The organism is Bacillus sp. GS3m_15504, from assembly GCF_055825275.1.
This window is the reverse complement of the sequence record NZ_JBVVNL010000001.1, coordinates 2,850,441-2,876,025: the sequence shown is the minus strand read 5'-3', so window position 1 is coordinate 2,876,025 and position 25,585 is coordinate 2,850,441. Positions and strand designations below refer to the sequence as shown.

Sequence of the window (25,585 nt, the reverse complement as noted above, 5' to 3'; positions counted from 1 at the left end):
ACTTTACAAAGTATTCATCATAATAGGTTATGAAAATAATAATTAGGGAATGGGAAATATTTATAGTTCACTAAATTTAACTTTTGAAATTGAAAAGCAGGAGGTTTGTAATGGGTAGACTATTAAATTCGTTTCGTGATATGAAAGTGGCAAAAAAACTACTAATTTCATTTTTCGTCATTTTAATTGCGGCTGTCTCTATTATCGGAGGCATGTCTTATCAAACAGCTAAAAAGAATTTTGAATCACAAATTACGAGTAGTGCTCACGACAATATAAAAATATTAGATAATTTAATTAATCAAATGATTGAGGCAAAATTTAATGATGTAAATAATTTTGCACGGGTGATTCAAGGTAATATGTATCAAGGGGATAATCAAGATGAATTAAGAAAAATGTTATCTCAATATATCAACTTGAATAAAGATGTTGAACAAGTATATGTTGCTGGAAATGATAAAAAATTTGTACAAGAACCAAATATACAAATGGCGGCAGACTATGATCCAACAGAACGTTCTTGGTATAAAGATGCAGTAGCAAAACAAGGTGGTATTGTAATTACTGAGCCGTATAAAGCAAAAGGAAATGGACATATTGTCGTAACGATTGCAAAACAAACAGAAGATAAAAACGGTGTTGTAGCGATAGATTTAAGTTTAGATAACCTATTAAAAACAACAAAGTTAATCAATATTGGTAAAAAAGGATATGCTTTCATTTTAGATGGGAAACAAAAAATAATTGCACATCCTCAAGAGAAGTCAGGAGAAAAAGCAGCTGATTCTTGGGCGAAGAAAATTTATGAAGATAATCATGGTGCTTTTTCATATACGTATGACGGTAGCGAAAAGCAAATGGTATTTGCTACAAATGTAAAAACTGGTTGGAAAATTGGCGGGACGATGTACTCAAATGAAGTAATTGAAGCTGCGCAGCCTGTATTTTATAATATGTTAATTGTTATGTTCATTTCATTAGTTATAGGCGGGGCTCTTATTTATTTCGTGACACTTTCTATTACGAAGCCATTAAAAAGATTAGTTGCCACTTCTAAAGAAATAAGTGAGGGAGATTTAACGCAAACAATTGATATTCATTCTAATGATGAAATTGGTCAACTTGCAAAAGGATTTAATGAGATGACTGATGCGTTGCGAACGTTAATCGGAAGAATCAATACTTCGGCTGGACATGTTGCAGCAGCATCAGAAGAGCTCACGGCAAGTGTAAGACAGGCGAGTGAAGCGACTGAGCAAATTACGATGGCAATGGATGAAATATCGAGCGGGGCAACAACGCAAACGACAAGTGTAGAAAATGGTGCAATGTTATTATTTGATGTAACAGAAGGAATTCAGCATGTAGCAAATAGTTCATCATCGATTAATACGGCTTCTGCTCATACTCGTGAAAAAGCAGAAGATGGTGGAAAACTAGTAGGAAAAACAGTAAACCAAATGCAGTCTATTGCAGAATCTGTTTCACAATCGGATGAAGTTATACAGTTATTAAATAATAAATCAAAGCAAATTGGTGACATACTAGAAGTCATTCAAAATATTGCAGATCAAACAAACCTTCTAGCTTTGAATGCAGCAATTGAAGCTGCAAGAGCAGGAGAGCATGGAAGAGGATTTGCAATTGTTGCAGATGAAGTACGTAAATTGGCTGAGAAGTCTAGCGTGTCTTCTAGTGAAATTAGTAAATTAATATGTGAAATACAAGATGACATGAGTAAGACGGTAAAGTCTATGGGTCATGTAAATGAGGAAGTTCAATCTGGACTTGTTATTGCGAATGAAACGAAGCAAAACTTTACTGAGATTTTACAATCTACAAATGAAATTGCAGATCAAATTAAAACGATGGTTGAAACAGCTAACGGGATGTCAAAAGGTGCAAATGAAGTGTCTATTTCGGTTGGGCAAATTGCAATGACAGCGCAGAATAATGCGACGAGTACTCAAAACGTTGCAGCATCAGCGGAAGAACAATTAGCTTCGATGGAGGAAATTGGTTCTGCAGCTGGTACGCTTTCTCAAATGGCTGAAGAGTTACAAGTATTAATTGAAAGATTTAAAGTTTAATAGAGAACAGACTACTCCAAAATAGCAGTATGCTATTGGAGTAGTCTGTTTTTTTTTTTTTTTTGTAAAATTAAATAGAAATGGACAATACTTTTATGAGGTTTAAATATATATTTTGTATAATATTTGTCGAAAAATAGAGGTATTTGTTAACTTTGTGTATAATTATAATCATATAGAATACAAATAAAAGGAGATTCGTATGGGAGTGTATTGGGGGACAAAAAGACATTCTTGGCTTAGTTATGTCTCATTTTGGTTAAGTATTTCATTTTTTATTGTTTTTCTCATTGAAGTGTTTATTTTTAAAACACTTTCAAATAATTCAGTGCAAATTGTTAAATATTTTTATTTTATATTTGTACCAGTAAACATCTTTCTTAGTTTAAAGTTACTCTTTAAGAAGAATGAAAAGAAAGCATTACCTATTTTTAGTTTTATAGTATCATTATTATTTACAATTCTAATACTAGTATTAGCGTTAGCAGCTACTGGGAAATTCTTTTAAGGAGAGTGATGTAAATCACTCTCCTTTTTTGGTGTGAGCAAATAATGATTGGGAATAGGTTTAAAATTTAAGGGGGATTAAGTAATAAAGTAAGCCACATAATAATGAAGACTGAATAAAGTGTTTTATATACTTATGAAGCAAATGAATACGGTTAGAACGTTGATATATGGTACAATACATATGGATAGTGATAGAGATAAAGAGTATATAAAATACTCATCGTTTTTTAGTAAGAGAGGGGTTATCTTATGCTATACGAGGATTTGATGACATTATTTCAAGCAGCTCCGAAAGAAGAAGGTAAAGGTGGCTGGAAATATATAATCCAGGAACGAAATGATAAATATGAAATTGTTGATGAAATGTTGAAAGATCAAATGAGTGTTGAATTGTATTTTAATGAATATGATGAGGTGAAAATCACTTTATATAAAGAGGGAATACCTATTTCTACTATGCAAAGAATTGCGATTTCAAAAGTTGAATTAGACGAAGAGGAAGAAGGGATTCAATTCGTTTTAGAACGTATGCCTAGTCGGATGATTCGGTTGCAATTAAAGCCGTATTTAGCACTCGAAATGGGGCCGTATTGGGAAGTATGTGCTGATTGTGAATAAATATAAAAGAAGCATCCAATAACATGGATGCTTCTTTTATGTTTTTTGCAGTTGTTTAAAAGCAATAATCGGAAGTAAAATGATGCTCACCCACCCGATTATAGGATATAGAATGTGGAGTAATTCACTGTAGCCAACGTAACTAAAGCAATAGCTTATTAGTAAAATGAAGAAAATAATATTGTTACTTTTCCAACCGGTGATGGATTGCATTTGTTTTGTCATGCCGAACACATTGCCAACTAAAGTTGTGAACACTTCACCGAAAATGATAAGAACAAAGAAAAAGTGAAAAGTTGCATTGAATTTTCTGATGACTTCAGCCATTGGGATATTATATTGATAAAATTGATCGACTGATAAGATAGCTAAATGGCTGCATAATAAAATTAAAGAAAGTCCTGCTCCACCTAAAATACCACCCCATAAAATGGCTTTTCGGTCTTTTACTTCGCTGGCTAACGGGACGAGAACGCTTTGGGCGAGAGAAAGATTTAAGGCGACATATGTAATAGGACTAGTTATCCACTTCATATTCCAACTTTCTGCAGGAATAGTGTTACTAATAGGTGTTGTACCGTGAATAAAAGTTGTAATAGCAAGTCCGATAATAAAAATCATCATAATAGGTACGACAAGTGTATTTACTTCAAAAACACCCTGCAATCCGCGACTACTTATAATGAGACAGGCGATCACTGTAATGAAAATACCGAGTTGTCTTGGTAAATGAAGTTGCTCTTCAAATACCGCCCCAGCTCCTGATAACATAACGCTCGTTACACCGAATAATACGAGTAATAATAGTGTGTTTACCACATTTCCAAATACATCCCCAAATAAATATTTGTTAAATTCCTGCGCTGAAAATGCACCGATTTGTGATGAAAGTAACATCATCTTTGTGCCAAGCCAAATAAAAAAAAATCCACTTACACATATGCCAATTGTTCCATAAAATCCGTTCACTGTAAAAAATTCAACAATTTCTCGTCCAGTAGCAAATCCAGCTCCAACGACTGTTCCAATATAAGTAGCAGCGACTTTCTTTGCTACTTGCCATTGTTGATTGTCCATGTTATCCCTCTTTCTACTACGATGAGCTTGATTTACTATTATGCATATGTAGGAGCTTGGACAATTAGACGTATGAAGTGTTTGAAAACATACATGAATTAATACATATTAGGGAAGTATTAAAGGTGTTAAAACTTTGTTACATATGAGCTAATCGTTCGAAAGGATAGGAAATGTATGGTAATATGTAAATAGGTTATGAAAAGATAATCATTACAAGATGATAAGAGGAGTGGATTGTATGAGTACGAAAACAAATGTTGTTGAAGTATTAAACAAGCAGGTAGCAAACTGGAATGTGTTATATGTGAAACTACATAATTATCACTGGTATGTGACAGGACCACACTTCTTTACATTACATGAGAAATTTGAAGAGTTTTACAATGAAGCTGGAACGTATATTGATGAATTAGCAGAACGTATTTTAGCATTGGAAGGTAAGCCGTTAGCGACGATGAAAGAATATCTTGCAACATCTAGTGTGAATGAAGGAACAAGCAAGGAATCTGCAGAAGAAATGGTGCAAACATTAGTAAATGATTACTCAGCACTTATTCAAGAACTAAAAGAAGGCATGGAAGTTGCTGGTGAAGCTGGAGATGAAACATCAGCGGACATGTTGTTAGCAATTCATACAACATTAGAGCAACACGTATGGATGCTAAGTGCGTTCTTAAAATAAATATAAGAATATAAAGAAAAAAGTCATTGAAAAATTCTTTCAATGACTTTTTTGTGATTTTTCAGTTTTCTTTTATGCTATAATATAGTAAAAAGGAGGCGATGCGATGTTTCGCTTTTTCAAAACTGGAAAAGAAGAGCGTGAAATTACGAAAGATGAATTGGAACAAGCGATGGCTCAGTTTCTAGAAAAGAATGCTAATATCGTTTATACAGTATTAGTAAATGATGATTATACAGTAAATTATGATTTGTTAAAGCCGTATTTACCTGCATTTCCAACAAATATTTTTCTGATTACGAAGGAAACGCTTGAGGTATTTGAACATACAGAAGAAAACTTAAACCTAGTGAAAGAAATTGATATTGTGCAAAAGGCAGTAGACCAATATGTAACAGAAAAAGAAATGTTTCCAATTGTAGAAGGTAGTGAAGATCGCCTCATATGCGGAATGAAACTAGGTCCTTACTTAGATCGTATATTAAAAAGAGATTTATATATTTCGGAAAAACATTATTTAGTTTCAAGTAAACCAGATAGAAAAAAACAAAAGAGTGGGTAGATGTATGGAGAACAACAATAAATATATTGTTGTCTTTTTTTGTTTATAAAAATATTGATTTTTCAGTCTATTCAACTTTATACTAAATTTATTGGGTAAAGAGGAGTAATAATTGAGTATCATTTTAAGAATAAAGTTATTGTTAGCTTGAGTTATATAACGATTACAGAATGGTATAAAGGTTTGAAAAATAAATATTATAAAAGGTTACGGGGGATGGGTGCATGAAAAATAGTATGACTTACATTCAATTATTAAATGAAACGTTACATTGCTATGCAAGTAAAGGAAGTTTGGAAGCGTATACTTATATAATGGAGCATGCTAAAGGTATAGTAGGGAATGAGGCTCAAATATATAATTTTAAATATGCATTAGCGAGTGCAGCAGGACTTGAAGAAGAAGCGTTGCATGTAATGAAGGAAGCTATTATAGAAAAGGGTTTTTGGTATGGATATGAGTATTTAATTTCTGACGACGATTTAAAATTATTACATAAATTTGAAGAGTTTCATAAAATGGTTCAATTATGTAAAGAAAGAGAAGAGTTAGCAAAGAAAACAGAACGAGCAGACGTGAAATATATAGAAGGCAAGAAAAAAGAAAAACTATTTATTGCAATGCACGGTGATCAAGAAAATATAGGAATAATAGAACCGTATTGGAAATCTGTTTTGTCACAAGATTATACGTTAGCTTTACCACAGTCTTCGCAAATTCAGTTTTCAGATGGGTTTGTTTGGGATGATATACATAGAGGGAAGGAAGGATTAAAAGAGCATTACGTTAAGTTTATAGAAAATCATACAGTAGAAAGAGTAATAATTGGTGGTTTTTCTGCTGGTGCAGGAGTAGCTTTATACACGGTTTTACAAAAAGATATAGCTGTGGATGGTTTTATTTTTATGGCACCGTGGCTTCCAGAGATTGAAGAATGGAATGAGTTGCTGGGAGTATTACAGGATAAACATATAAAGGGGTATATAGTCTGCGGTGATCAAGATGAAGATTGTTTCGAATGCACACAGCAATTTGTACAATTATTAAGAGATAAGAATATAGAACATAAGTATAAAGTTATACCTAACTTAAATCATGATTATCCTATTTACTTTGATGAGGTATTGAAAGAAGCTATTGAATATATAGGGAATGAAAACAATAAGTAGTAAGAAAAGGAGATGCATCATATGTGATGTATCTCCTTTTTAAAATTATAAATTAAAAGCATTTGCCAATAAGCGATAAGAATTTAATTTATCTTCAAATCGATGAGTAATTGTGACAATCATAAATTCTTCAGTATTGTACGCTTTGCTTAAGTTTATGATTTTTTCTTTTACAGAAGACGGGTCGCCTACTATCATACGTTGACGATTTTCTTTTATACGGAATAAATCATACGTGCTATATGAATAATTTTGAGCAGTTTCGATAGAAGGAGTACCAGTTGTACGCTTTCCTTGTTCTAGTAATAAGATTGATAAATCTAAACTTGAAGCAATTTTTTCCGCCTCTTCATTTGTTTCTCCGCAAATAACAAAAATAGCGACGATTGATTTTGGTTTATCTCCTAAATAGGAAGGTTGGAATTGTTTTTGATAGGCCTCCATTACCTCGGGTCCACCGTATCCGTTTATGAACTGTGCGAATGCAAAAGAAGCACCTTGCTGTGCAGCGATCTTTGCACTCTCTCCACTAGAGCCAAGCAACCACATGTCGGGAGATGTTGGAATCACAGGAGTAGCTTTTAAATTCGCATAATGATGGTTTTCTGGTACTTGATCATGTAAATACATTGCAACATCTGCAATTTGTTCTGGATATTGATCAAGTGAGACCATTTTTCCTTCTTGAAGTGCGCGAGTTGCAATTGGCATACCGCCAGGTGCTCTGCCGACACCAAGGTCAATACGATTTGGATAAAGCGCTTCTAAAACACGGAAATTCTCAGCAACTTTATACGGGCTATAGTGAGGTAACATAACACCACCCGAACCAACTCTCATACGCTCCGTTTTTGCTGCAATATGAGAAATAAGTATTTCTGGACTTGAACCAGCAAGGCTTACAGAATTGTGATGCTCTGATACCCAAAAGCGTGTATATCCGAGTTTTTCAACTTCTTGCGCAAGCGTAACTGTATGTGAAAAAGCTTGGGTTGCTGTACTACCATCTGAAATAGGGGATTGGTCTAATACACTTAATTTGATCATAGAATATACCTCTCAATCTTAATGTACATCCTATTATATATTTACTTACGAAAAATGCGTAATGAAATGCTCAAAATTAAAAGTGGATAAATTATATATCCACTTTTAATGTGAAAATCCTCGTTCATAATGATTCATTTCGACTACATTTAAAATATATTCGTAGTTATCAATCTCAAGTTTTATTTGTTCACGCTCTTTTTTAGATAGATGCAAACTATTAAGCTTGTTGCATAGCTGTTGTTTCTTTTCTTCTAAATACTTTTTTGTAGCATTGTAGTCGTAAGTTGGTTTCATTTTTAACCACTCCTTATTTGCTGTTGCTATATTATACGAAGCGTGAAGAGCTGTGAGAGCGATCTCTTATGTATTTTTAGTGAATATTCAACTTGCTCTGTTGTTATGTTTATGGAAATTTATGAATAAAATGCACTAAACGACTAATGCCCATTTGATGAAGTAAGGGGTGGAATTGTGCAGAAAGATATAATGTATAACACTGAGATGGATGAAACGTTAAAAATTATAAATAAAGGATTAAAGAAGACGACGAGCCCGAAGCAAATTATTGTAGTAGGGGCTGGCATGGCTGGATTAGTTTCGGCATCTTTATTAAAAGCTGCGGGACATGAAGTGAAGATTTTTGAAGCAAATAACCGGGTAGGTGGCCGCATAGAGACAGTTAGAATGGAAGATACCGGTTTATATTTGGATGTAGGGGCAATGAGAATTCCGTATTCGCATACATTAACGATGGCATATATAAGAAAATTTGGGCTACAGGTGAGCCCTTTTATTAATAGGAATGAGACTGATATCATTTACGTAAATGGCCGGAAAACGACATTAAAACAATATGAAAAAGATCCAAGTATATTAAAGTATCCTGTAGAAATGAATGAAGTGGGGAAAACGTCTGAGGAGCTATTATTGTTAGCGGTACAGCCTATTATAAATTTTATAAAAAAGAACCCAGAGAAAAATTGGGATGTTGTAGTAAAGGATTTTGGGAGATACTCTACAGGACAATTTTTAAAGTATCATCCGTATCAATATAATACATATTTTTCGCCAGTAACGATTGAGATGATCGGTGTTCTATTAGATTTAGAAGGTTTTTTAGAACGTTCATTTGTTGAGACATTACGTTTTTTATATATTATGCAAGAGGAGAGTGGATTTTGTGAAATAGTAGGTGGGAATGATAGATTACCAAAGTCCTTTTTACCACAATTAGAAGAAAATATTATATATAATCAAAAATTAATGAAGCTACATCAACGTGATAACGGTGTGACAGCTTTCTATCGAAACGAAGAAACGTTTGAATATAGTAGTATTACAGGGGACTTAGTTATTGTTACCATTCCGTTTTCGACAATGCGTTTTGTGGAAGTTGAGCCCTTTGATTCTATATCTCATGAAAAGTGGAAAGCAATTCGCGAATTGCATTATATGCCAGCAACAAAAATAGGAATTCAATTTAAAAGTCGATTTTGGGAAGAACAAGGACAATTAGGTGGCAGAATTATAACGGATTTGCCAATTCGTTACGCTTATTATCCAAGCTATGGAATTGGAGAGAAGGGACCGGCTATGATGCTAGGAAGCTATACATGGTCTTATGATGCGTTGTTATGGGATGGATTGTCAAAGGGTGACCGTATTTATTATACATTACAAAACTTAGCAACGATATTAGGTGGTCAAGTATATGATGAATTCTTGTCTGGTATATCAAAAAGCTGGACATTGGATCCATATGCACTTGGAGGGTTTGCGCTATTTCAGGCAGGTCAAGAATCAGAGTTGCAACCAGCGATTGTCAAACCAGAGGGAAGAATATTCTTCGCTGGAGACCATACGACGTTATATCATGGATGGATTCAAGGGGCAATTGAATCTGGGGTTCGTGTAGCGGAAGAGGTGAATGAATAAAATATGTAAATTTCAGAATTATCTTTACTGTATAGTTTGAGATGGATATTATTATATATAAAAGAATTATAGGGAGTGTTTACAGTGAATCCATTATTATTCGATTTTCCTTCTGAATTTTATACCGAAAGGCTATGTATTCGAATGCCGAAACCGGGTGACGGTAAAGTTGTATACGATGCCATACAAGCATCTATGCAAGAATTAAAACCTTGGATGGTTTTTGCACAGAAAGAGCAAACAGAGGAAGAAGTAGAAGTGAGCATTAGAAAATCGCATATTCAATTTTTGCAGCGTGAGGATTTAAGGTTACTAGTTTTTTCGAAAGAAACAGGTGAATTTATTGCATCAGCTGGATTGCATCGTATTAATTGGGATATACCTCAATTTGAAATCGGGTATTGGATTGATTCAAGGTTTAGTGGACAGGGCTATATGGTAGAGGCTGCAAAGGGGATAACGGATTTCGCCTTTTCTGAACTAAAAGCAAACCGCATAGAAATTCGTTGTGATGCTTTAAATAAGAAGAGTAGAGCGATCCCTGAAAAATTGGGCTTCAAATTAGAAGGTACGTTAGAAAGTGCGAGTGTTGCAGTAGATGGAAATGGATTAAGAGATATGTGTGTCTTTGCTATGACGAGAAATACATATGAAAAAGAAGAGCTGTAAAGAAACGGCTCTTCTTTTTGTGTATTATGGTACAGGATGTCCGTTAGAGCTTTCGAAAATTGTAAACCATTGTTGACGGTCTAAGTTAACTTTTGTAGCAAGAGCGGCCGTTTTAACACGATCTAATTTACCAGAGCCAACGATCGGCATCATATTAGCTGGATGTGCAAGTAACCATGCATACATAACAGTATCGATGCTAGTAACACCTAGTTCAGTAGCGACTTTTTGAACGGTTTCACGTACACGTACAGCGCGTTCTGATTGACCAGTAAAGATTTCTCCGCCAGCAAGAGGTGACCAAATCATTGGGTTGATTCGTTTCTCCTGACATAAATCAATTGTTCCTTTTTCAAAATGCTCAAGTTGCAGTGCAGATACTTCAATTTGGTTCGTAATAAGCGGGAAATCTAAGTATGAACTTAACATATTAAATTGAGAAGGTAAGAAGTTAGATACACCGAAATGACGAACTTTTCCTTCTTGCTTTAAGCGTAAAAACGCTTCTGCCACTTCATTTGGATCCATGAAAGGATCAGGACGATGGATAAGTAATACGTCAATATAATCTGTATGTAAATTTTTAAGTGATGCTTCTGCACTTTGAATAATATGTTTTGCACTAGTGTTGTAGTGAGCAACATATCGCTCTGGAAATTTCGGTGATGGGGGAGCGATTCCACATTTTGTGATGATTTGCATGTTTTCACGTAAAGAAGGCTTTAGTTGTAATGCCTCTCCGAACAGTCCTTCACACGTATAACCGCCATAAATATCAGCATGATCAAAAGTAGTAATTCCCATATCCATACAATCTTCAATGAAAGAAAGTAATTCTTGTTTCGTCATATTCCATTCTGCTAAACGCCAAAAACCTTGAATAATACGAGAAAATTCGAGTGTTTCGGCCATTTGAACTCGTTCCATTATAGTACCCCCTTGATGAATGATTATTTTTTTGAAAAGGCTTTCTTACTACATATTATTATATAGTTAGAGGGGCGTACAAACAATAAATATGTTTTGCTACAAAAACGATTATTTCTATATGTTATAATGTAAAAACATATAGCTATAAGGAGATGTACGAAATGATTCCAGTAACAATATTAACTGGTTTTCTTGGATCTGGGAAAACAACATTATTAAATCGTATTTTAACAGAGAATCACGGTCAGAAATTAGCGGTGATCGTAAATGAAATCGGGCAAATTGGTATTGATAATCAGTTGATTATGAATGTTGAAGAAGAAATTATGGAAATGACAAACGGCTGTTTATGCTGTACTGTGCGGGAAGATTTACTCGTTGCGTTAAAACAATTACTGGATGTAAAAGCAGAAGGTAAAATGGACTTTGATGGATTAGTAATTGAAACAACTGGTCTTGCAAATCCAGGTCCTATTATTCAAACATTCTTTTTAGATCCTGTTATTCAATCTGCATACCAAATTAACGGTGTTGTAACAGTAGTAGATAGTTATCATATACATAAACATTTTGAAAAAGGACTAGAAGCAAAAGAACAAATTGCATTTGCTGATGTTGTATTAGTGAATAAGTTAGATTTAATTGAAGAGAGTGAAAAAGAAAATCTCTTACATGAATTGCAAGGAATAAACCCGACTGCAAAGTTAATTCAGTCGACTAACTGTGATGTGGATATTCCATCGTTACTAAAAATTCAAACGTTTAAAACGAAAGATACGTTACAAATTTATCCTCATACAGAGCATAATCATCTAGAAGGTGTAAAATCGTTTGTACTACGCGAAGAGCGTCCGCTAGATTTACAAAAACTGAATGAATGGATGTCAGCTGTCGTTCAAGAACTAGGTGAATATTTATATCGCTACAAAGGAATTTTATCAATTGATGGAGTAGATAAACGCATCGTTTTCCAAGGTGTGCATACACTGTTTGCTGCTTCGTATGATAGAGAGTGGCAAGAGGGCGAAGATCGAGTAAGTGAAGTTGTTTTTATCGGAAAAGATATTAATAAAGAATGGTTCCAAGCACATTTCGAGGAGTGTGTGAAATAAGTCTGCGTTTATTGCAGGCTTATTTTTTGGACTTAACTAAGTGTTTTGTAGAAAAATACTAGATTGCCAAAAACGAAGGACTAAAAAAACCTGTTTTCACAGGCTTGTATGTTCATCTAAAAGTAACTCCATTACAACACCTACAACAGGGCCTTCATCATCAATATCGCCATTTAAACGGAAGCCAAATGACTCATATAATCCCATTGCGGGTTTGTTGTCTGGATGTAAACTTAAATAAATTGTTTTACATTCAAATTTATTTTGTAAGAATTGAATAAGTAAGCGAAGGAAACGTTTTGCGTATCCTTTTCCTTGATATTGTTGGTCAATCATAAAGCGGTCTAACCATACGCTTTTACGTTTTTCCCAATACCATCCATACATTGCATATCCTACAAGTGTTTCTCCATCATATAAACCTACTGACGTTCCGTTTCCCTCATATAATGATTCTGCTAAAGAAAACGCATTGCTTTCAATAAATTGCTGCTGGTCTTTTGCGACGTTTAAAGCAGCTACCGAACGCCAATTTTTTTCTGTTACTTCACAAATGTGAAGAGTCATAATTCCAACTCACCTTCTAAATTAATATAGCTTAAAAGCTAATATGGATAATTTTACTTGTTATTTTGGTCAAGTCAAGCAGAAACACATAAAAAAGAAGAGGTTGCCCAAAAGTAGCTGAATAGCTACTTTTGGGCAACCTCTTTAATATTTATGCTTCATTATACTAATAAGAGCATCTCCATTGGTGAGCTCAATATTTTTATTCACTGCACATTGCGCTCGTTGAAGGGGCACTTGGTTTTGTATTGTCTGCTGTATGTAATATCCTACAGGAGAAATCTTGCCAAGGGGTGTAAAAAAGATGGAGAATGCAAGCTCAATTTTCGTTTACCGACTCTTACTGCATCAGAAGTAGTGGTAGATCAATCTAGATTAGAGAAACTGCAATTTATTCCAGGAAGATATATATGAAGAAAAACGCCACCATACTGCAAGTTCTGTATATTGACGACAAGGTCAAGTGGAAACATTTAAAAGAATATGAGATGGATAAACATGAACATACAGAAGCACATGAACATCAACCATTGTGTGGTGATACTCGCTACGATTAGAAAGCTACAGTTTGCAACAAGAAGACATGTAATTAGTATTCATGATATGGGGAGTATCCGAAATGCAAAACTTATTATGAGAGATTTAAAGTCATATGTGAGCAAAACAATGCCAGGTGGTCCGGTATGCCAATAAGGCTCAGTGTTACCGATTGCCCCTTTAGCACCCGTTGAACCAGTGGGACCTGTACGGAATTGAAAAGGTTGCATAGGTGGAAGTGTCGGTCCGACTGAACCTGGATTTAATGCAGCGGAGGATAAAAACTCGTCCAATAAAATCCACCTCTGAAAAATTCATATTACTAATAGTAAATGCGTGGGTAGAGCCAAATGAAATGGACAAGCGATTGTATATATGAAATTTAATAAAATAGTTATTTAATAAAAAAGCAGTTAGCTTTCGCTAGACTGCTTGCTCCCTAATGTAGTTCTTGTTATGTAATTTAGATGAAGATACTACCTACTAGGATTAAGGCTCCTAGCAAAATTAGAGAATCAACTAAAATCAAGAACTGGTTTTTCTGTGGCTTTTTCAATTCTTTTATTAAGCTGAAAACTGCACTTAATCCGAAACAAATATATAACAAAATCATTATCGTTCCTGACATGATTAACACTCCTAATATATCGATATCTTAATTATATAACGAAAAATATATACATGTAAGTTTTTAATGAAATCCTTATTTAAATAGGGAAATACAGCTGAAATGATAAGTAGATCTACTGAACATTTCAGCTGGTATTCAAAGTTTTAGAAACCAATTTTTTTAAACATCTTAGTATATGTAATTACAAGTGCAGCTTGTACAATTACGAATAGTGAACCCATAAACATTTTGTGGTTATGATCTAATGCACCGAGTATTGCCATAGATATTCCAATTAAGATAAAAAGTACACTTAGGAAAGGCGTAATTTTCATTAACACATTAAGTCTTTTATTCATATACAGACCTCCTGTTCTCAATAGATTTAAGTATTAAACGAACTTATAAATGTATTTTACTATATTTTTGTTTTTGGATATACAGGGACGTATATAAGTACAGGAGAAATTTGAACAAAAACGCTATTTGGGTAGGAAAGGAGAATGAAAATTGGTTACAACTTTAAATGTAACAAGTGTGGCCATAACAATACTGAAGAAGATATTGATTATACGAATATGCTTTGTGGAGAACCTTGTGGTTGTGAGTGCAATGAATATGAATTAATTTGTAGTTCTTGTGGTGATGAAATTTGCAGCGGTAATGGATGGGGAGAATTCGACAGAAAAGAAGCTGCTGAGGATGCTCAAGAAAAACTACTTTATATGAGCAAAAGAGCAGCTAGCAAAAGCTAACTGCTGATCTCCCTCAAGATGTAATTTACTATGTAAATTACATTAACTTATCCGTTAGTAAGTATGTAAATCCTATGAGAATTAACAAATTGAACGAAATCAAAAAAAGAGTTATAGAATTTATAGAAAAACCAAAAAAAGATTTAAATTACTGGCAGAATTGTGCCGGTTGTTTTGAAATCATCGTGATATATTTGTATTGTGAGAAATGGCGGAAAAGAGAAAAAAGCATCTATTCAGTAGGTGCTTTTTCTTTTGCACAAAACAAACGAACACAACGAACGAACACAACGAACGAAAAAAACAAGACGTTATGTTTTTTTAATATGATTCTTTGATTAAAATGAGGTGGTGGTCGTGGCTAGGCAAAGAAGCCTAAATTGTGAATTGAATAATTTGTTACTACATTTGATTTTTTACAAAAAATAACCATTTTCTTCAGATTTCAAGAAGGTTTTACAAAAAAATACATAGAAGTATAAATATATGGTAATGAAATGAGTCGAATTTTCATCATGACTGATATCCATAATATGTTCATTTCAAATAACATGAAATACACATAGAGGAGAGCGATTATGAAAAGAAGAATTGGTACAGCAGTCGTAGGTTTATCTGTTTTAGGATTTGGAATTTTTGGTTTTACTCATGGAAATGGTGGAGGGGTTGTTCAAGCGGCTTCAGAAGGGGATGGAGGAGGAGCGCCTGCATATGCACATGGAAATCATGGGGGAGCACCAACTTATACCCATGGTGAGGGCTGGTCTCCGAGTTATGCACATGGACATACAGGTGGAGCACCATCCTATACTCATGGGCATACAGGAGCACCAGTTTATGGATATGGAGACTATCCAATACCTTCTTTTAATGTAGGAGATACTCCTGCACCGAGGTTAGACGCTGATGGAGATCATGGTGGAGCACCAACTTATACTCATGGACATTTCCCTGCACCGAAGTTAGAATCGGATGGGTATACAGGAGGGGCGCCTTCTTACAATAAGGAAGATACATGGTCTCCGAGTTACGCACATGGAAATACAGGAGCACCATCTAATACTGAGCCTGGTGGGGGGATTTAACTAATACTAAAATGAAAGTTGTAAATTTACATATAAGAAAAAAGGCTTTGTAATTTACAAGGTCTTTTTTCTTTGTAAAAAAGTTATTCAAAGGGGAAAATAAATGAATTTCTTCGTATTTTATTATTAACAAAATACGGATTTTGTATGGAATTTCCTGCAAAGAATTCACCATGAATAAGGTTGTCTCATATCATGTAAATATTGCTTTATTAATATTATAAAATAATGTGAACGTATTGGAAGATGTTTATGGAAAAATTGACAGTTTAAAAGCAGAACAAAAAGAAATTATGTGAGATATTCGTAATTTAGAAACTCGCACAACAATTAATGAGAAAGACATCGCTACAATTAATAAGCAATTAGAAAAGATTAGCATGAATACAACTTGGATTCTACGAATTATTATTAGCGCAATCACTATGTCAGTTTTGGGTTTAATATTAAAAGGGCTGATGTAAAATTTAAAAATAAAAGTACTTATTGAGAGAGGGACAAGTATCTCTCTTTATTTTTATCATTTTAACAAAGAGGGGTCCTTTAGAATATGGAATAGGTAATCTGTACGATTGAATAGGAGACGTTAGTCAGTGGTTATCGATGGTAAAGTAAACGTACATAATTTAAAAGGGAACACATGAAACAATACCAATAATAATTTGTATGTGAACGTAAACAAGACCAAGACCGTCCTGGAGAGGAGGGGGCTTGGTCTTGTTTAGCTAAGATCACAATTTTTTAAGTAATTTTCACATTCTGTTAACCATACTAATATCAAGTTCTTTAATTCAATCGTTTCAATATCGCAAGTGTATTCTTCATCCTCTACATATCGGTGGATAATCTGTATATAATCTTATCTTATGTCTAAATCACAACTGTTACTCAATCACTATCAAGTTAAAGTTTTATAATGCTCCAAAATGAAAAATACGCTATTCTTTTTGTAGAATCATAGGAATGGGTGGCGTATTTTTTATTTTGTTTTGCTAACTTGATTTTGATGTGACGTAACCTTAAGTATTTAAAAAATAAAAAAAGTCCCTCAATAATGTTAAAGGGACCTTGCTCACGCAAATGATCTGTAAATCAATTCATCTTTGATATACAGATCATTTGTATGATAATATTTATAAAGAATTGCTAAATAATGAAATTACATAAAGGCTTTTAGAAGTTCTTGAATTAATGGGATTGCTCCACCAATAAATTTTAAAACTGCCATTGCGATTTCCATATTATTCTCTCCTCTGTTTTTGTATTAAGATGTGTGAATCTTTATAACCTTATTATAGTAAGCGTTTACATTTATAACAATACATTTTCGTATGTAATATTGCATATTTATACGTTTAGACAAAAATTAGGCTCTATTAGTCATTCTTTAATGGTATCATAGCGAGGTGTGAGTCTTTAAGGGTTTTCCCTAATAGGAGGAAATATGGAAAGAGTACAAGTGATTTACAGTAATCTGAAAATTAAAAGTTGGGCTAAACAGGTATTAGCTGTAGGAGGAATAATAGGGTTCTGCTACTTGGTGTTATATGTTTTTAGTTTCTTAGTTGTTATGTAAATATTATATAACTAAACTAGTAGAGTCTTGCCTAGATAGGTAAGACTCTTTTGTTGTATCTGAGATGAATAAACTACATACAAAATCTCTCAAGTTTGTCAGATTACTATGTAGGGTGCCGTATTTCTCTATGTTTTAGAACGGCTCACTCCTATCATTGAAAGTAAATAAACTTCTATTTAAAAGTTTCCATTTATATTGAAAACACAATTGTATTGATAAAAAATGTGTTTTTACTAAATATATCTTAAAAAGACAAGCATAAGTTATATTCCGTTTTGATAAAATCTTTTTATCTTTGAAAAGGATTTAAATCTTACTAATAGGTTTGATCCCTTTTTGTATACCGTAATTTCTATATTACCATATAAATATAATATACTGAAAAGAATTTAAAAGCAAGAATAATAGTATCGGTCCGCCACATGCCCATCAACTTAAGATTTTAAAGTAGCCCCTAAACGAAAAAAATTTTAAAAATTCATTGATAGTAAACAAGAAGGGTTGGCAAATCACTAGCTAAAGAAATTTCTTCTGGTAAGCTAATTAGTAATATATCAAAAAATTCTTTACAAAATTTAGAGCTATATTTCGTAGGTATATGTCCTCCTATTAGTAGATTGGAAATGCTGATTTTGGTGATCATATTCGTGTGGATTTCTTGTGGGATTTGGATAAAAATGAAGTTCTAGTATGGTCTACTACATTATCTGAATTAAAGGTAGCTACGCAAAATGGAAGTATTCCTGACCTTGTAAAGAAAGGTATTGTAGATCGAGAAGGAAATGGACTTGCTCCTGGTGATGATGATACATTTTATGTAATGTTCACATTTGTAGATAGCGGTGAAGACCAAAATGTATTTCAGGGGGATGCATTGAAATTAAATTGGACGTTTAATTCCATACAAACAAGTGGTGAAGAAAAGTAAGTGTAACAGTTTGTATACTATATGTTTAAACGTATAGTGTACAATTAAAAGAACTGTATTAAAATTGAAGAGTTTATCGCGAATGGTAAGGCTCCTCATAAATATATGGGTGAAAAAACTGATGACGATTTTCTTTTTTTAGATTCTATTCCTTAGTTGATAAAAAGGTTAGATTGCACAATTAATTGGGAGATAAGTATAAGTAACTTTGAACAATATTAAGTTCACCATTTTTATGATGCCGCTTTTTCTATAACGATAAGTTCAAATTGTGTTTCTATTAAATAAAAAATACATCCTTATAGGGATGTATTTTTTATTAATGATAATGTTATAAATTATTCTACATGAACCGATATGTTTTTAGATAATACTTGCATTGAGAAAGGAACTCTAGCTTCAAAAGCTATAGTGTTTGTTGAATTTGGTGTGTTTGAGAAGATGTAAGAATCCTTAATACGTAATCTAAATGTTTTTTCAGATCCGAATGGACCAGTATAAGAACTGACTTCGTCTAAAGAACTTCCCGCATATCTAACACCATTAATAGTCAAAGTCTCAGAATATGAATCCGGTGTACCTACTTCACTAACTTTCACATAAAGGTAATCGCCTTTAAGAACAGGAATAGTTAAGTAAGAACTTGCACTATACATTTTGTTATTATCGCCTACAGCACTAATGCTAACACTTCGTAGTGGAGAAGAATCCGCCTTTGAAATAGTTGGTAAAAATGCTAGTGTAAGTGCAAAACACATAGCTAACATGCCTATAAATTTTTTCATATTAACAACCCCTTAGGTATTTATTTAACATCCTGTATTTTACAGGTTAAAAATGTAAATTTCAATATCGTTATATAAAGAATGATTATGTAATTATGCATATTTAATATAAAGTACACCAAAACTCGGATACATAAATCACTTGCTGTTACATTGGGGATACGAAAATAACTAAAAGAAAAAGGCGTCTACAGAAAAAAATTCTATTCTTATATTTGTAGGATAGTTTTAGATACAAAAATAAAGAGATTGGTAATGTATATACATCTTAATGTAAAATATATATTGCATCTATGTGATTAATAATTTAATATACAGAATATAAGATTTAAGGTATGAAGTTATCATTTACTAATGAGACGTATTTAAAGTCTATAAGTAAAGAGAAAATTGCAAGAGTAAAAAAAGTCTAATTCAACTGGAGTTTACCGATATTGTAAACGCTACGCGAAAAACCAGTAGTCATATTGAAAGTAATAAGTTTAACGCTTTTTTAAAACTTTGTATACATATAGCTAAAACATTAGATAAGAGTTTAGATAAATTATTTTAGGAGGAACTCTAAAATGGAAAAACTAAAAAAATGGTTTTCACTCAGTACACACTCAGATGAAAGAATTCAACAAATCGAAATGAAAATTTGGGCTCAATCTGGAATTGTTGTCCTAATTTTAGCTTTTATTGATGTTATTATAAGGGGAGCATATCTACACCGCCCATTCCTAGAATGGATTGCTTCATTAGCCATTATAATTTGTTATATGATTTTCTTCTTTATTAAATCTATTCTAACTGGTGTTTATGAAACAGATATTAATAATAAAGAACAATTAAAAGAAAAATTAAAAGAAAAAATGAGTGATACCTTTATTTTGTGTTTTGTAGCAATAGGTGCTACTACATACAAATATAATTTACCTGAAGATTTCGTTGGATGGATAGCAGTAATAGCAAGATTTATTATACTTTTCGCTTTCCTATTTGGTATACAATATCTTATTACAGTAATAGCATGGAAGAGATCCAATAAAATATAAGGAAACAAAATCTATTAGCGTCTCTGTCAAAAATCAAAAACAGCTAAAAGAAGTACGAGAACGTTTACGTGCAAAAGAAGGTAAAGAATTATATGTAAAACGACAAATAGAGGTAGAACCCGTATTCGGTCATATTAAATAGAATCGCTTCTTCCAACGTTTTTCCTTAAGAGGCCTTTCCAAAAATCGACTGGAATGGGGTTTTATTTGTGTTGCCCATAATTTATGGAAATGGACAACAACAGCTCAATCCAAAGCGAAAAATGCCCGGTTATAGTAGAAAATCTGTTGATTTTCTACTATAACCGGGCGTTTCTCATCCATATTAAAGATAAAATAAAAAACTGTCTCCAAAAGGCCTTGTTTAAAGACCTTTTGAGACAGCCTCTTCTTATCAAAAGTTGATTAGTTAGTAGCTTCTTTCAATGTATTCACGTTTTCTTCCATTAAAGTGAAGTAATCTTTATTATTTTTCGCATCGTCTTCAGAAATAGTGGCTAAGTGATTTAAGCGTAAAACTTTTGTACCCGTTTCTTTTTGAATAACGGATGCTACTTTTGGAGTAGAGAATGTTTCAAATAAAATATATTTTAGATTATGTTCTTTTACTGTTTTTGTAATATCAGCAAGCTGTTTTTGAGAAGGTTCATCAGAAGCTGAAATACCAGCGATAGCAATTTGTTTTAGGCCATAGCGTTGTTCCCAGTATCCATAAGCTGCATGAGAAACTAAAATATCTTTCGTTTTTGCATTCGCAACAACTGCTTTAAATTGATCGTCTAAATCAGTAAATTTTGTTTGAAGTGCTGCAAAGTTTTTTTCGAATTCTTGTTTATGGTCAGGTTGTAATGCTACAAGTGCATTTTTAATTTTTTCTGCCTGTTTCATTGCTAGAGTAGGGTCTAACCAAATGTGTGGATCTTTATCGTGATGATGTTCATCTTCTTTATGGCCGTCTCCGTGATCATGATGCTCTTCTTCAGTAGAAGTACGCAGTTCAATACCTTTTGATGCATTTACAATTTTAACATTTTCTTTTTGTAATGATTTTTCCATTTTTTCAGCAAATGGCTCTAATTCAGCTCCGTTATAAACGAATAAATCGGCTTTTGCAACTTGTACTGTTTGTTTTTGACTTGGTTCAAATGTATGAGAATCTGCACCAGGTGGGTAAATCGCTTCAACCGTTACATAGTCGCCACCAATTTTTTTTGCAAAATCTGCAAGGGGAAAAATAGTTGTATAAACAGTTAGCTTTCCGTCTTTCTTGGCATTACCTTCTTTTGTATTTGAGCAGCCAGTAAAAATTAAAGTGAAAATAAGTAAGAATGAAAATATAGTCAATCTTTTAGGCATGAAGTTCTCCTCTTTTCTTTTTTTACGGATATATTTTCCCCAATTATAGAAGAAACATATCATTTTAATACAAAACGGAATAATTACGTTTTAGTTTGCGAACTTAGTATAATACATCTTTTATAAAGTTGCAATAAATAATAATCATTACGATTTGATTTTGTTATAAAGTTGTCAAATATAGATGTGTTATTTTTGCGGATACATGCATATGTGACAACGCTGTGTTCATATATATGAAAGGAGGGTGTAGAGGGGGATGAGTGCTTGGGTTACTTAATGGAAGCTATTTTGTTGATATTAGCGGTAGTATTACCATTAGCCGTAGTCTTAATTTTTTTAAGCAGATTAATAAGTAATTTAGGAGATGCATCAACAGTCACAAAATTACGAGAGAAAGATGAGAAAAAAGAGTGAGTAAAGCACTATGCGTACGCATAGTGCTTTACTTGTGGTAAAATGAGAGAAGGAAACTCCTAAAAGTTGTATGTTACTGAAGGAGAGAAAAGTAAAATAAGAGGTATATGCATATATGAATAAGCGAACAGCGTTAGTACTTGGTGCAAGTGGTTTAGTTGGACAAGAGATAACGCGTCTATTACTTGAATCAGATTACTACGATTCGGTTACTATTTTTGTAAGAGAACCAATCCAATGGCAACATGAAAAGTTACAGCAAAAACAAGTGGATTATTTGGCATTAGAGGAATATAAAGAGTTCTTTGCTGTAGATGACGTATTTAGTTGTCTAGGAACAACAATCAAAAAAGCAAAAACAAAAGCTAATTTCAAAAAGGTAGATTATGAATATACGTTACGAGCGGCTTGTTTAGCTGAAAAACAAGGGGTGCAAAATTTCCTTGTTGTGTCCTCAATGGGAGCAAATCCTAAATCGTTTTTCTTTTATTCACAAGTGAAAGGAAGAATGGAAGAGGAATTACAAAAGTTAGTAATCGGTGGTATTCACATTTTTAGACCATCTTTATTAGTAGGAAATCGACAAGAATTTCGCTTTGGTGAACGAATGGCGGAAAAATTATCTCGTATTATTCCTTTTATATTTAAAGGAGCATTCAAAAAGTATAAACCAATTTCAGCTAAAGATGTTGCAAAAGGGATGTATATAACTGCATTGCGAGAAGAATCAGGTATCCACATTTATAATTCGAATGAAATTACAACGATAGAATAAATAAAACCGAGAAGAAAAGCTTCTCGGTTTTATTTATTTGTACTAATTTTCCCAGGCGCTCGCTCGTATTGATACGGTTCTTCTAACTCAAAGCCAAGTTCATTGGCGGCTATTCTTGGGAAGTAAGGATTGCGAAGTAACTCACGTCCGATAAAAATTAAATCTGCTTCGTTATTAGTTAAAATTTGCTCTGCTTGTGCCCCGGTCGTAATCAATCCAACGGCACCAGTTGCAATGTTAGCATGTTCTTTAATATGTTTAGCGTATTGTACTTGATACCCAGGATAAACATCGATGCGTGCAGGTACAACAGCCCCAGAGCTACAATCGATTAAATCTACTCCTTGTTCTTTCATCCATTTCGTATATTGAACGTAATCTTGAACCGTTAACCCGTCAGGGTGATAATCATTTGCTGAAATACGAACAAATAACGGTCCGTTCCAAACCTCATTTATCGAGTCAATGATTTCGCGTAAGAAACGATAGCGGTTTTCAGGTGAACCGCCATATTCATCAGTCCGCTTATTGGAAAGCGGAGAAAGAAATTCATTAATGAGATAACCGTGGGCGCCATGTATTTCAATAACGTCAAATCCAGCTTGTTTTGATCGTATTGCAGCCTGCTGAAAAGCTAATACAGTATCTTTAATTTGGTGTTTACTCATTTCTACTGGTGTTTTCATAGTTTCATTAAACGGAACTGCGGATGGAGCGAGAGCATCCGTTTCTAATTCAGCTTTTCTTCCAGCATGAGCGAGTTGAATGGCAGCTTTTGCCCCGTTATCATGTATAAAAGTTGTCGTTTTATGTAAGCCTTCAATTAGACTGTCATCCCAAATGCCTAAGTCTTTATTTGAAATTCGACCTCCAGGTAACACGGCTGTTGCTTCAATCATTACTAAACCAACTTGACCGGCAGCTCTTGTTCCATAATGAACGAGATGGAAATTCGTTACTTGGCCATCCTCGTTTTCTGATGAATACATGCACATAGGTGACATAACAATCCGGTTTTTTAATGTAACGTCTTTAATTGTATAAGGTGAAAAAAGTTTGTAATTCATCCAATAGCCTCCTAGATTGAATTTTCTTACATTGTATCATTCTCGTTTTTGTTTCTCGAATAAAACGCTTATACGAAAAATTTTGTCTATTCGTGTTACAATAATGAATATGAATTGAATTGGAGGATGACATATGTACCAAGCTTATTATGAAAGTGAATTAGGCTTGCTAGAAATTACAGCGAACGATAAAGGAATTACGTCTGTTATATTTGTTGATGAGAGACAAGAAGAACATACAAATGAAATGATAGATCAATGTATAAATGAGCTCGATGAATATTTTAAGGGGAATAGAAAAGAGTTCACAGTCCCGTTGTCTCCTGAGGGAACAGCATTTCAAAAAAATGTATGGGATGCGCTCTATACGATTCCTTATGGCGTAAGTGCTTCATATTTAGATATTGCAGAGAAAGTCGGAAATACGAAAGCTGTACGAGCAATAGGAGGAGCAAATAGTCGCAATCCGATTTCAATAATCGTTCCGTGTCATCGTGTAATAGGAAAGAGCGGGAAACTTGTTGGGTATGCGGGCGGTTTATGGAGGAAAGAGTGGTTATTAAAACACGAAGGTATTTTGAAATGACGTATGGATGAGAAGAGGGATTGTTTTGAAATGTATAAATTGTGGGCAACTTTGCGAGGGAAATCAGTTAAATTGTGAAAGTTGCCAGCGGACTTTGCATACTGAACAGAGTGAAGGAAGTTCGCTAATAGACAAGGAATTAGAAGTATATGTAGGGAGACAATATCCGTATTACAAAAGGAAATGGGAGCTTGAGGAAAAGCGGATTGCTAGGTGGAGCTGGAATGGTTGGGCAGCTATTTTTAATGTAGGTTGGCTCGGATATCGTAAGTATTATTTACCTGCAGCTTTATTTGTAGTGTTATTATTAGCGTGTGATGCGTTTTCTTATTATATGGGCTTCAACGTAGCATTGCCGATCATTAATATGGTGCCTCTTACGTTTCTATTACTCGTTTTTATTTTATTTGGAATGGCGATTTTTGCGAATGGATTATATTATCAATTTGCAGAAAGGCGTATATATCGAATAAAAGCAAGAGAAATTCAAGATGGATCGGTTGAAAAGTACCTCATTCGTGATAGTGGTGGAACGAGTAAAATGGGAGCAACAATCGTTACGATTTTAGCGGTTGCTAGTATTTTTTTCAGCCATTTCTTTTTCCCGACTGATCGAGATATTATTCAAAAAGTTCGTACAAGCTCGCTATATGAATATCCGTTCTTTTCCATTGGTGAATCGTTTGAAAATTATTTTAGAAATCCGGGTTGGGCATATTATCGTGGCACGGAAGGATTAGAATTGGTAGAGTTCCAAGGGGATATTCCGGATATGTCGAAGAAAAAGGTTACGATCCAATTTATTGTTGATTATAAATTGGGTGAGATTGAGCCGTACTCACTTATGATTAATGGAGAATCTAAAAATGAAGAAGAGTTTTTGAAGATATTGGACGAAATATTTAAAGTTCAAAACCCATTTGAGATAGAGGATGGATTACAAGTAAAAGCAATAGAGAAAGAAGTGGATGGAAGAACGATCTATCCACTTCTTTTTTGTGTATACGAAAATAATATTTGAAATAATCTGAATCTTTTGTATAATAATATATATTATACTGGCTTTCATTTATACATATAGATTGGGGGAA

General features: G+C 33.6%; 27 protein-coding genes and 4 pseudogenes. 20 read left to right on the top strand and 11 right to left on the bottom strand.

Annotated features, from left to right (window positions below):
- The first annotated feature begins 110 nt into the window (after positions 1–110).
- From AC0L0O_RS15185 to AC0L0O_RS15175, 3 genes are all read left to right on the top strand, one after another.
- A complete protein-coding gene (locus AC0L0O_RS15185) occupies positions 111–2,093 on the top strand; it encodes a HAMP domain-containing methyl-accepting chemotaxis protein (RefSeq protein ID WP_000533104.1) in 1,983 nt (660 codons plus the stop codon).
- A 202-nt stretch (positions 2,094–2,295) separates the two neighbouring features.
- Complete coding sequence (locus AC0L0O_RS15180; RefSeq protein WP_000539564.1) at positions 2,296–2,601, top strand: hypothetical protein; 306 nt, start codon at positions 2,296–2,298, stop codon at positions 2,599–2,601.
- Positions 2,602–2,852: 251 nt separating this feature from the next.
- Positions 2,853–3,221: a DUF3979 family protein gene (locus AC0L0O_RS15175; protein ID WP_000965073.1), complete on the top strand. Its 369-nt coding sequence runs from the start codon at positions 2,853–2,855 to the stop codon at positions 3,219–3,221.
- Between the two features lie 36 nt (positions 3,222–3,257).
- On the opposite strand, the gene AC0L0O_RS15170 is transcribed toward AC0L0O_RS15175, so the two are convergent.
- Complete coding sequence (locus AC0L0O_RS15170) at positions 3,258–4,298, bottom strand: YkvI family membrane protein (RefSeq protein WP_000370192.1); 1,041 nt, start codon at positions 4,296–4,298, stop codon at positions 3,258–3,260.
- Between the two features lie 241 nt (positions 4,299–4,539).
- On the opposite strand from AC0L0O_RS15170, the gene AC0L0O_RS15165 reads away from it, so the two are divergent.
- From AC0L0O_RS15165 to AC0L0O_RS15155, 3 genes are all read left to right on the top strand, one after another.
- On the top strand, positions 4,540–4,983 hold the full coding sequence (locus AC0L0O_RS15165) for a Dps family protein (protein ID WP_000105198.1): 444 nt from the start codon (positions 4,540–4,542) through the stop codon (positions 4,981–4,983).
- Positions 4,984–5,089: 106 nt separating this feature from the next.
- Positions 5,090–5,545, top strand: a complete 456-nt coding sequence (locus AC0L0O_RS15160) for a DUF3939 domain-containing protein (protein WP_000488190.1) — start codon at positions 5,090–5,092, stop codon at positions 5,543–5,545.
- 224 nt (positions 5,546–5,769) lie between these two features.
- Positions 5,770–6,714 carry an alpha/beta hydrolase gene (locus AC0L0O_RS15155; RefSeq protein ID WP_473785846.1) on the top strand — a complete coding sequence of 315 codons (945 nt, stop codon included), beginning with the start codon at positions 5,770–5,772 and terminating at the stop codon, positions 6,712–6,714.
- Between the two features lie 45 nt (positions 6,715–6,759).
- Here AC0L0O_RS15155 and AC0L0O_RS15150 read toward each other — a convergent pair whose 3' ends face one another.
- Complete coding sequence (locus tag AC0L0O_RS15150) at positions 6,760–7,761, bottom strand: LLM class flavin-dependent oxidoreductase (RefSeq protein WP_000594069.1); 1,002 nt, start codon at positions 7,759–7,761, stop codon at positions 6,760–6,762.
- Between the two features lie 105 nt (positions 7,762–7,866).
- Entirely contained in the window at positions 7,867–8,058 is a 192-nt protein-coding gene (locus AC0L0O_RS15145) for a DUF3896 domain-containing protein (RefSeq protein WP_000805513.1), read from the bottom strand.
- 177 nt (positions 8,059–8,235) lie between these two features.
- Here AC0L0O_RS15145 and AC0L0O_RS15140 point away from each other — a divergent pair, with 177 nt between their 5' ends.
- Both AC0L0O_RS15140 and AC0L0O_RS15135 read left to right on the top strand, forming a co-directional pair.
- Positions 8,236–9,699: a flavin monoamine oxidase family protein gene (locus AC0L0O_RS15140; protein ID WP_001168141.1), complete on the top strand. Its 1,464-nt coding sequence runs from the start codon at positions 8,236–8,238 to the stop codon at positions 9,697–9,699.
- 84 nt (positions 9,700–9,783) lie between these two features.
- On the top strand, positions 9,784–10,368 hold the full coding sequence (locus AC0L0O_RS15135; protein WP_001068756.1) for a GNAT family N-acetyltransferase: 585 nt from the start codon (positions 9,784–9,786) through the stop codon (positions 10,366–10,368).
- A 24-nt stretch (positions 10,369–10,392) separates the two neighbouring features.
- Here the strand turns inward: AC0L0O_RS15135 and AC0L0O_RS15130 are convergent, their stop codons facing one another.
- A complete protein-coding gene (locus tag AC0L0O_RS15130) occupies positions 10,393–11,295 on the bottom strand; it encodes an aldo/keto reductase (RefSeq protein WP_000442794.1) in 903 nt (300 codons plus the stop codon).
- 164 nt (positions 11,296–11,459) lie between these two features.
- Here AC0L0O_RS15130 and AC0L0O_RS15125 point away from each other — a divergent pair, with 164 nt between their 5' ends.
- Positions 11,460–12,410 (top strand): CobW family GTP-binding protein, encoded by a 951-nt coding sequence (locus tag AC0L0O_RS15125; protein ID WP_255182069.1) that lies wholly within the window; start codon positions 11,460–11,462, stop codon positions 12,408–12,410.
- A gap of 96 nt (positions 12,411–12,506) precedes the next feature.
- On the opposite strand, the gene AC0L0O_RS15120 is transcribed toward AC0L0O_RS15125, so the two are convergent.
- On the bottom strand, positions 12,507–12,977 hold the full coding sequence (locus AC0L0O_RS15120; RefSeq protein WP_000172428.1) for a GNAT family N-acetyltransferase: 471 nt from the start codon (positions 12,975–12,977) through the stop codon (positions 12,507–12,509).
- A gap of 410 nt (positions 12,978–13,387) precedes the next feature.
- Here AC0L0O_RS15120 and AC0L0O_RS15115 point away from each other — a divergent pair, with 410 nt between their 5' ends.
- Positions 13,388–13,534, top strand: a complete 147-nt coding sequence (locus tag AC0L0O_RS15115; RefSeq protein ID WP_003169370.1) for a hypothetical protein — start codon at positions 13,388–13,390, stop codon at positions 13,532–13,534.
- 39 nt (positions 13,535–13,573) lie between these two features.
- On the opposite strand, the gene AC0L0O_RS15110 is transcribed toward AC0L0O_RS15115, so the two are convergent.
- Positions 13,574–13,807, bottom strand: a complete 234-nt coding sequence (locus AC0L0O_RS15110; RefSeq protein ID WP_000343258.1) for an exosporium leader peptide-containing protein — start codon at positions 13,805–13,807, stop codon at positions 13,574–13,576.
- Between the two features lie 481 nt (positions 13,808–14,288).
- A complete protein-coding gene (locus AC0L0O_RS15105) occupies positions 14,289–14,483 on the bottom strand; it encodes a hypothetical protein (RefSeq protein WP_001042535.1) in 195 nt (64 codons plus the stop codon).
- Positions 14,484–14,627: 144 nt separating this feature from the next.
- Between AC0L0O_RS15105 and AC0L0O_RS15100 the strand changes: the two genes are divergently transcribed.
- Both AC0L0O_RS15100 and AC0L0O_RS15095 read left to right on the top strand, forming a co-directional pair.
- Positions 14,628–14,879 carry a hypothetical protein gene (locus tag AC0L0O_RS15100; RefSeq protein WP_000690661.1) on the top strand — a complete coding sequence of 84 codons (252 nt, stop codon included), beginning with the start codon at positions 14,628–14,630 and terminating at the stop codon, positions 14,877–14,879.
- Between the two features lie 578 nt (positions 14,880–15,457).
- Positions 15,458–15,964, top strand: coding sequence for a hypothetical protein (locus AC0L0O_RS15095; protein WP_000829051.1), 507 nt, complete (start codon positions 15,458–15,460; stop codon positions 15,962–15,964).
- 1,159 nt (positions 15,965–17,123) lie between these two features.
- Here AC0L0O_RS15095 and AC0L0O_RS15090 read toward each other — a convergent pair.
- Positions 17,124–17,309: pseudogene (locus AC0L0O_RS15090) on the bottom strand (hypothetical protein).
- An 853-nt stretch (positions 17,310–18,162) separates the two neighbouring features.
- On the opposite strand from AC0L0O_RS15090, the pseudogene AC0L0O_RS15085 reads away from it, so the two are divergent.
- A pseudogene (locus tag AC0L0O_RS15085) lies at positions 18,163–18,471 on the top strand (TasA family protein); the annotation flags it as partial.
- 338 nt (positions 18,472–18,809) lie between these two features.
- Here AC0L0O_RS15085 and AC0L0O_RS15080 read toward each other — a convergent pair.
- Positions 18,810–19,256: a hypothetical protein gene (locus AC0L0O_RS15080; RefSeq protein ID WP_000713436.1), complete on the bottom strand. Its 447-nt coding sequence runs from the start codon at positions 19,254–19,256 to the stop codon at positions 18,810–18,812.
- Between the two features lie 335 nt (positions 19,257–19,591).
- Here AC0L0O_RS15080 and AC0L0O_RS15075 point away from each other — a divergent pair.
- The 3 genes and pseudogenes from AC0L0O_RS15075 to AC0L0O_RS15065 form a co-directional block, all read left to right on the top strand.
- A pseudogene (locus tag AC0L0O_RS15075) lies at positions 19,592–19,809 on the top strand (helix-turn-helix transcriptional regulator).
- A gap of 13 nt (positions 19,810–19,822) precedes the next feature.
- Entirely contained in the window at positions 19,823–20,293 is a 471-nt protein-coding gene (locus AC0L0O_RS15070; RefSeq protein WP_000413135.1) for a DUF6773 family protein, read from the top strand.
- Positions 20,286–20,570: pseudogene (locus tag AC0L0O_RS15065) on the top strand (transposase); the annotation flags it as partial. The gene AC0L0O_RS15070 and the pseudogene AC0L0O_RS15065, both read left to right, overlap by 8 nt.
- A 128-nt stretch (positions 20,571–20,698) precedes the next feature.
- On the opposite strand, the gene AC0L0O_RS15060 reads toward AC0L0O_RS15065, so the two are convergent.
- Positions 20,699–21,649 (bottom strand): metal ABC transporter substrate-binding protein, encoded by a 951-nt coding sequence (locus AC0L0O_RS15060; RefSeq protein WP_001126172.1) that lies wholly within the window; start codon positions 21,647–21,649, stop codon positions 20,699–20,701.
- A 267-nt stretch (positions 21,650–21,916) separates the two neighbouring features.
- Here AC0L0O_RS15060 and AC0L0O_RS15055 point away from each other — a divergent pair, with 267 nt between their 5' ends.
- Positions 21,917–22,066 (top strand): hypothetical protein, encoded by a 150-nt coding sequence (locus AC0L0O_RS15055; protein ID WP_000540929.1) that lies wholly within the window; start codon positions 21,917–21,919, stop codon positions 22,064–22,066.
- A gap of 115 nt (positions 22,067–22,181) precedes the next feature.
- A complete protein-coding gene (locus AC0L0O_RS15050) occupies positions 22,182–22,841 on the top strand; it encodes an oxidoreductase (protein WP_001042743.1) in 660 nt (219 codons plus the stop codon).
- Between the two features lie 29 nt (positions 22,842–22,870).
- Here AC0L0O_RS15050 and namA read toward each other — a convergent pair whose 3' ends face one another.
- A complete protein-coding gene (namA, locus tag AC0L0O_RS15045) occupies positions 22,871–23,908 on the bottom strand; it encodes an NADPH dehydrogenase NamA (protein ID WP_001107019.1) in 1,038 nt (345 codons plus the stop codon).
- A 133-nt stretch (positions 23,909–24,041) separates the two neighbouring features.
- Here namA and AC0L0O_RS15040 point away from each other — a divergent pair, with 133 nt between their 5' ends.
- Together AC0L0O_RS15040 and AC0L0O_RS15035 are read left to right on the top strand one after the other, a co-directional pair.
- Entirely contained in the window at positions 24,042–24,494 is a 453-nt protein-coding gene (locus AC0L0O_RS15040) for a methylated-DNA--[protein]-cysteine S-methyltransferase (protein WP_000283894.1), read from the top strand.
- Positions 24,495–24,501: 7 nt separating this feature from the next.
- A complete protein-coding gene (locus AC0L0O_RS15035) occupies positions 24,502–25,515 on the top strand; it encodes a DUF2628 domain-containing protein (RefSeq protein ID WP_041185064.1) in 1,014 nt (337 codons plus the stop codon).
- The last annotated feature ends 70 nt before the right edge of the window (positions 25,516–25,585 follow it).

What these genes read in the sequence shown, in the direction of transcription:
- AC0L0O_RS15185 (WP_000533104.1), top strand. Translation starts at nt 111, where the DNA reads ATGGGTAGACTATTAAATTCGTTTCGTGATATGAAAGTGGCAAAAAAA.
- AC0L0O_RS15180 (WP_000539564.1), top strand. Translation starts at nt 2,296, where the DNA reads ATGGGAGTGTATTGGGGGACAAAAAGACATTCTTGGCTTAGTTATGTC.
- AC0L0O_RS15175 (WP_000965073.1), top strand. Translation starts at nt 2,853, where the DNA reads ATGCTATACGAGGATTTGATGACATTATTTCAAGCAGCTCCGAAAGAA.
- AC0L0O_RS15170 (WP_000370192.1), bottom strand. Translation starts at nt 4,298, where the DNA reads ATGGACAATCAACAATGGCAAGTAGCAAAGAAAGTCGCTGCTACTTAT.
- AC0L0O_RS15165 (WP_000105198.1), top strand. Translation starts at nt 4,540, where the DNA reads ATGAGTACGAAAACAAATGTTGTTGAAGTATTAAACAAGCAGGTAGCA.
- AC0L0O_RS15160 (WP_000488190.1), top strand. Translation starts at nt 5,090, where the DNA reads ATGTTTCGCTTTTTCAAAACTGGAAAAGAAGAGCGTGAAATTACGAAA.
- AC0L0O_RS15155 (WP_473785846.1), top strand. Translation starts at nt 5,770, where the DNA reads ATGAAAAATAGTATGACTTACATTCAATTATTAAATGAAACGTTACAT.
- AC0L0O_RS15150 (WP_000594069.1), bottom strand. Translation starts at nt 7,761, where the DNA reads ATGATCAAATTAAGTGTATTAGACCAATCCCCTATTTCAGATGGTAGT.
- AC0L0O_RS15145 (WP_000805513.1), bottom strand. Translation starts at nt 8,058, where the DNA reads ATGAAACCAACTTACGACTACAATGCTACAAAAAAGTATTTAGAAGAA.
- AC0L0O_RS15130 (WP_000442794.1), bottom strand. Translation starts at nt 11,295, where the DNA reads ATGGAACGAGTTCAAATGGCCGAAACACTCGAATTTTCTCGTATTATT.
- AC0L0O_RS15125 (WP_255182069.1), top strand. Translation starts at nt 11,460, where the DNA reads ATGATTCCAGTAACAATATTAACTGGTTTTCTTGGATCTGGGAAAACA.
- AC0L0O_RS15120 (WP_000172428.1), bottom strand. Translation starts at nt 12,977, where the DNA reads ATGACTCTTCACATTTGTGAAGTAACAGAAAAAAATTGGCGTTCGGTA.
- AC0L0O_RS15115 (WP_003169370.1), top strand. Translation starts at nt 13,388, where the DNA reads ATGAAGAAAAACGCCACCATACTGCAAGTTCTGTATATTGACGACAAG.
- AC0L0O_RS15105 (WP_001042535.1), bottom strand. Translation starts at nt 14,483, where the DNA reads ATGAATAAAAGACTTAATGTGTTAATGAAAATTACGCCTTTCCTAAGT.
- AC0L0O_RS15100 (WP_000690661.1), top strand. Translation starts at nt 14,628, where the DNA reads ATGAAAATTGGTTACAACTTTAAATGTAACAAGTGTGGCCATAACAAT.
- AC0L0O_RS15095 (WP_000829051.1), top strand. Translation starts at nt 15,458, where the DNA reads ATGAAAAGAAGAATTGGTACAGCAGTCGTAGGTTTATCTGTTTTAGGA.
- AC0L0O_RS15080 (WP_000713436.1), bottom strand. Translation starts at nt 19,256, where the DNA reads ATGAAAAAATTTATAGGCATGTTAGCTATGTGTTTTGCACTTACACTA.
- AC0L0O_RS15070 (WP_000413135.1), top strand. Translation starts at nt 19,823, where the DNA reads ATGGAAAAACTAAAAAAATGGTTTTCACTCAGTACACACTCAGATGAA.
- AC0L0O_RS15060 (WP_001126172.1), bottom strand. Translation starts at nt 21,649, where the DNA reads ATGCCTAAAAGATTGACTATATTTTCATTCTTACTTATTTTCACTTTA.
- AC0L0O_RS15050 (WP_001042743.1), top strand. Translation starts at nt 22,182, where the DNA reads ATGAATAAGCGAACAGCGTTAGTACTTGGTGCAAGTGGTTTAGTTGGA.
- namA (WP_001107019.1), bottom strand. Translation starts at nt 23,908, where the DNA reads ATGAATTACAAACTTTTTTCACCTTATACAATTAAAGACGTTACATTA.
- AC0L0O_RS15040 (WP_000283894.1), top strand. Translation starts at nt 24,042, where the DNA reads ATGTACCAAGCTTATTATGAAAGTGAATTAGGCTTGCTAGAAATTACA.
- AC0L0O_RS15035 (WP_041185064.1), top strand. Translation starts at nt 24,502, where the DNA reads ATGAGAAGAGGGATTGTTTTGAAATGTATAAATTGTGGGCAACTTTGC.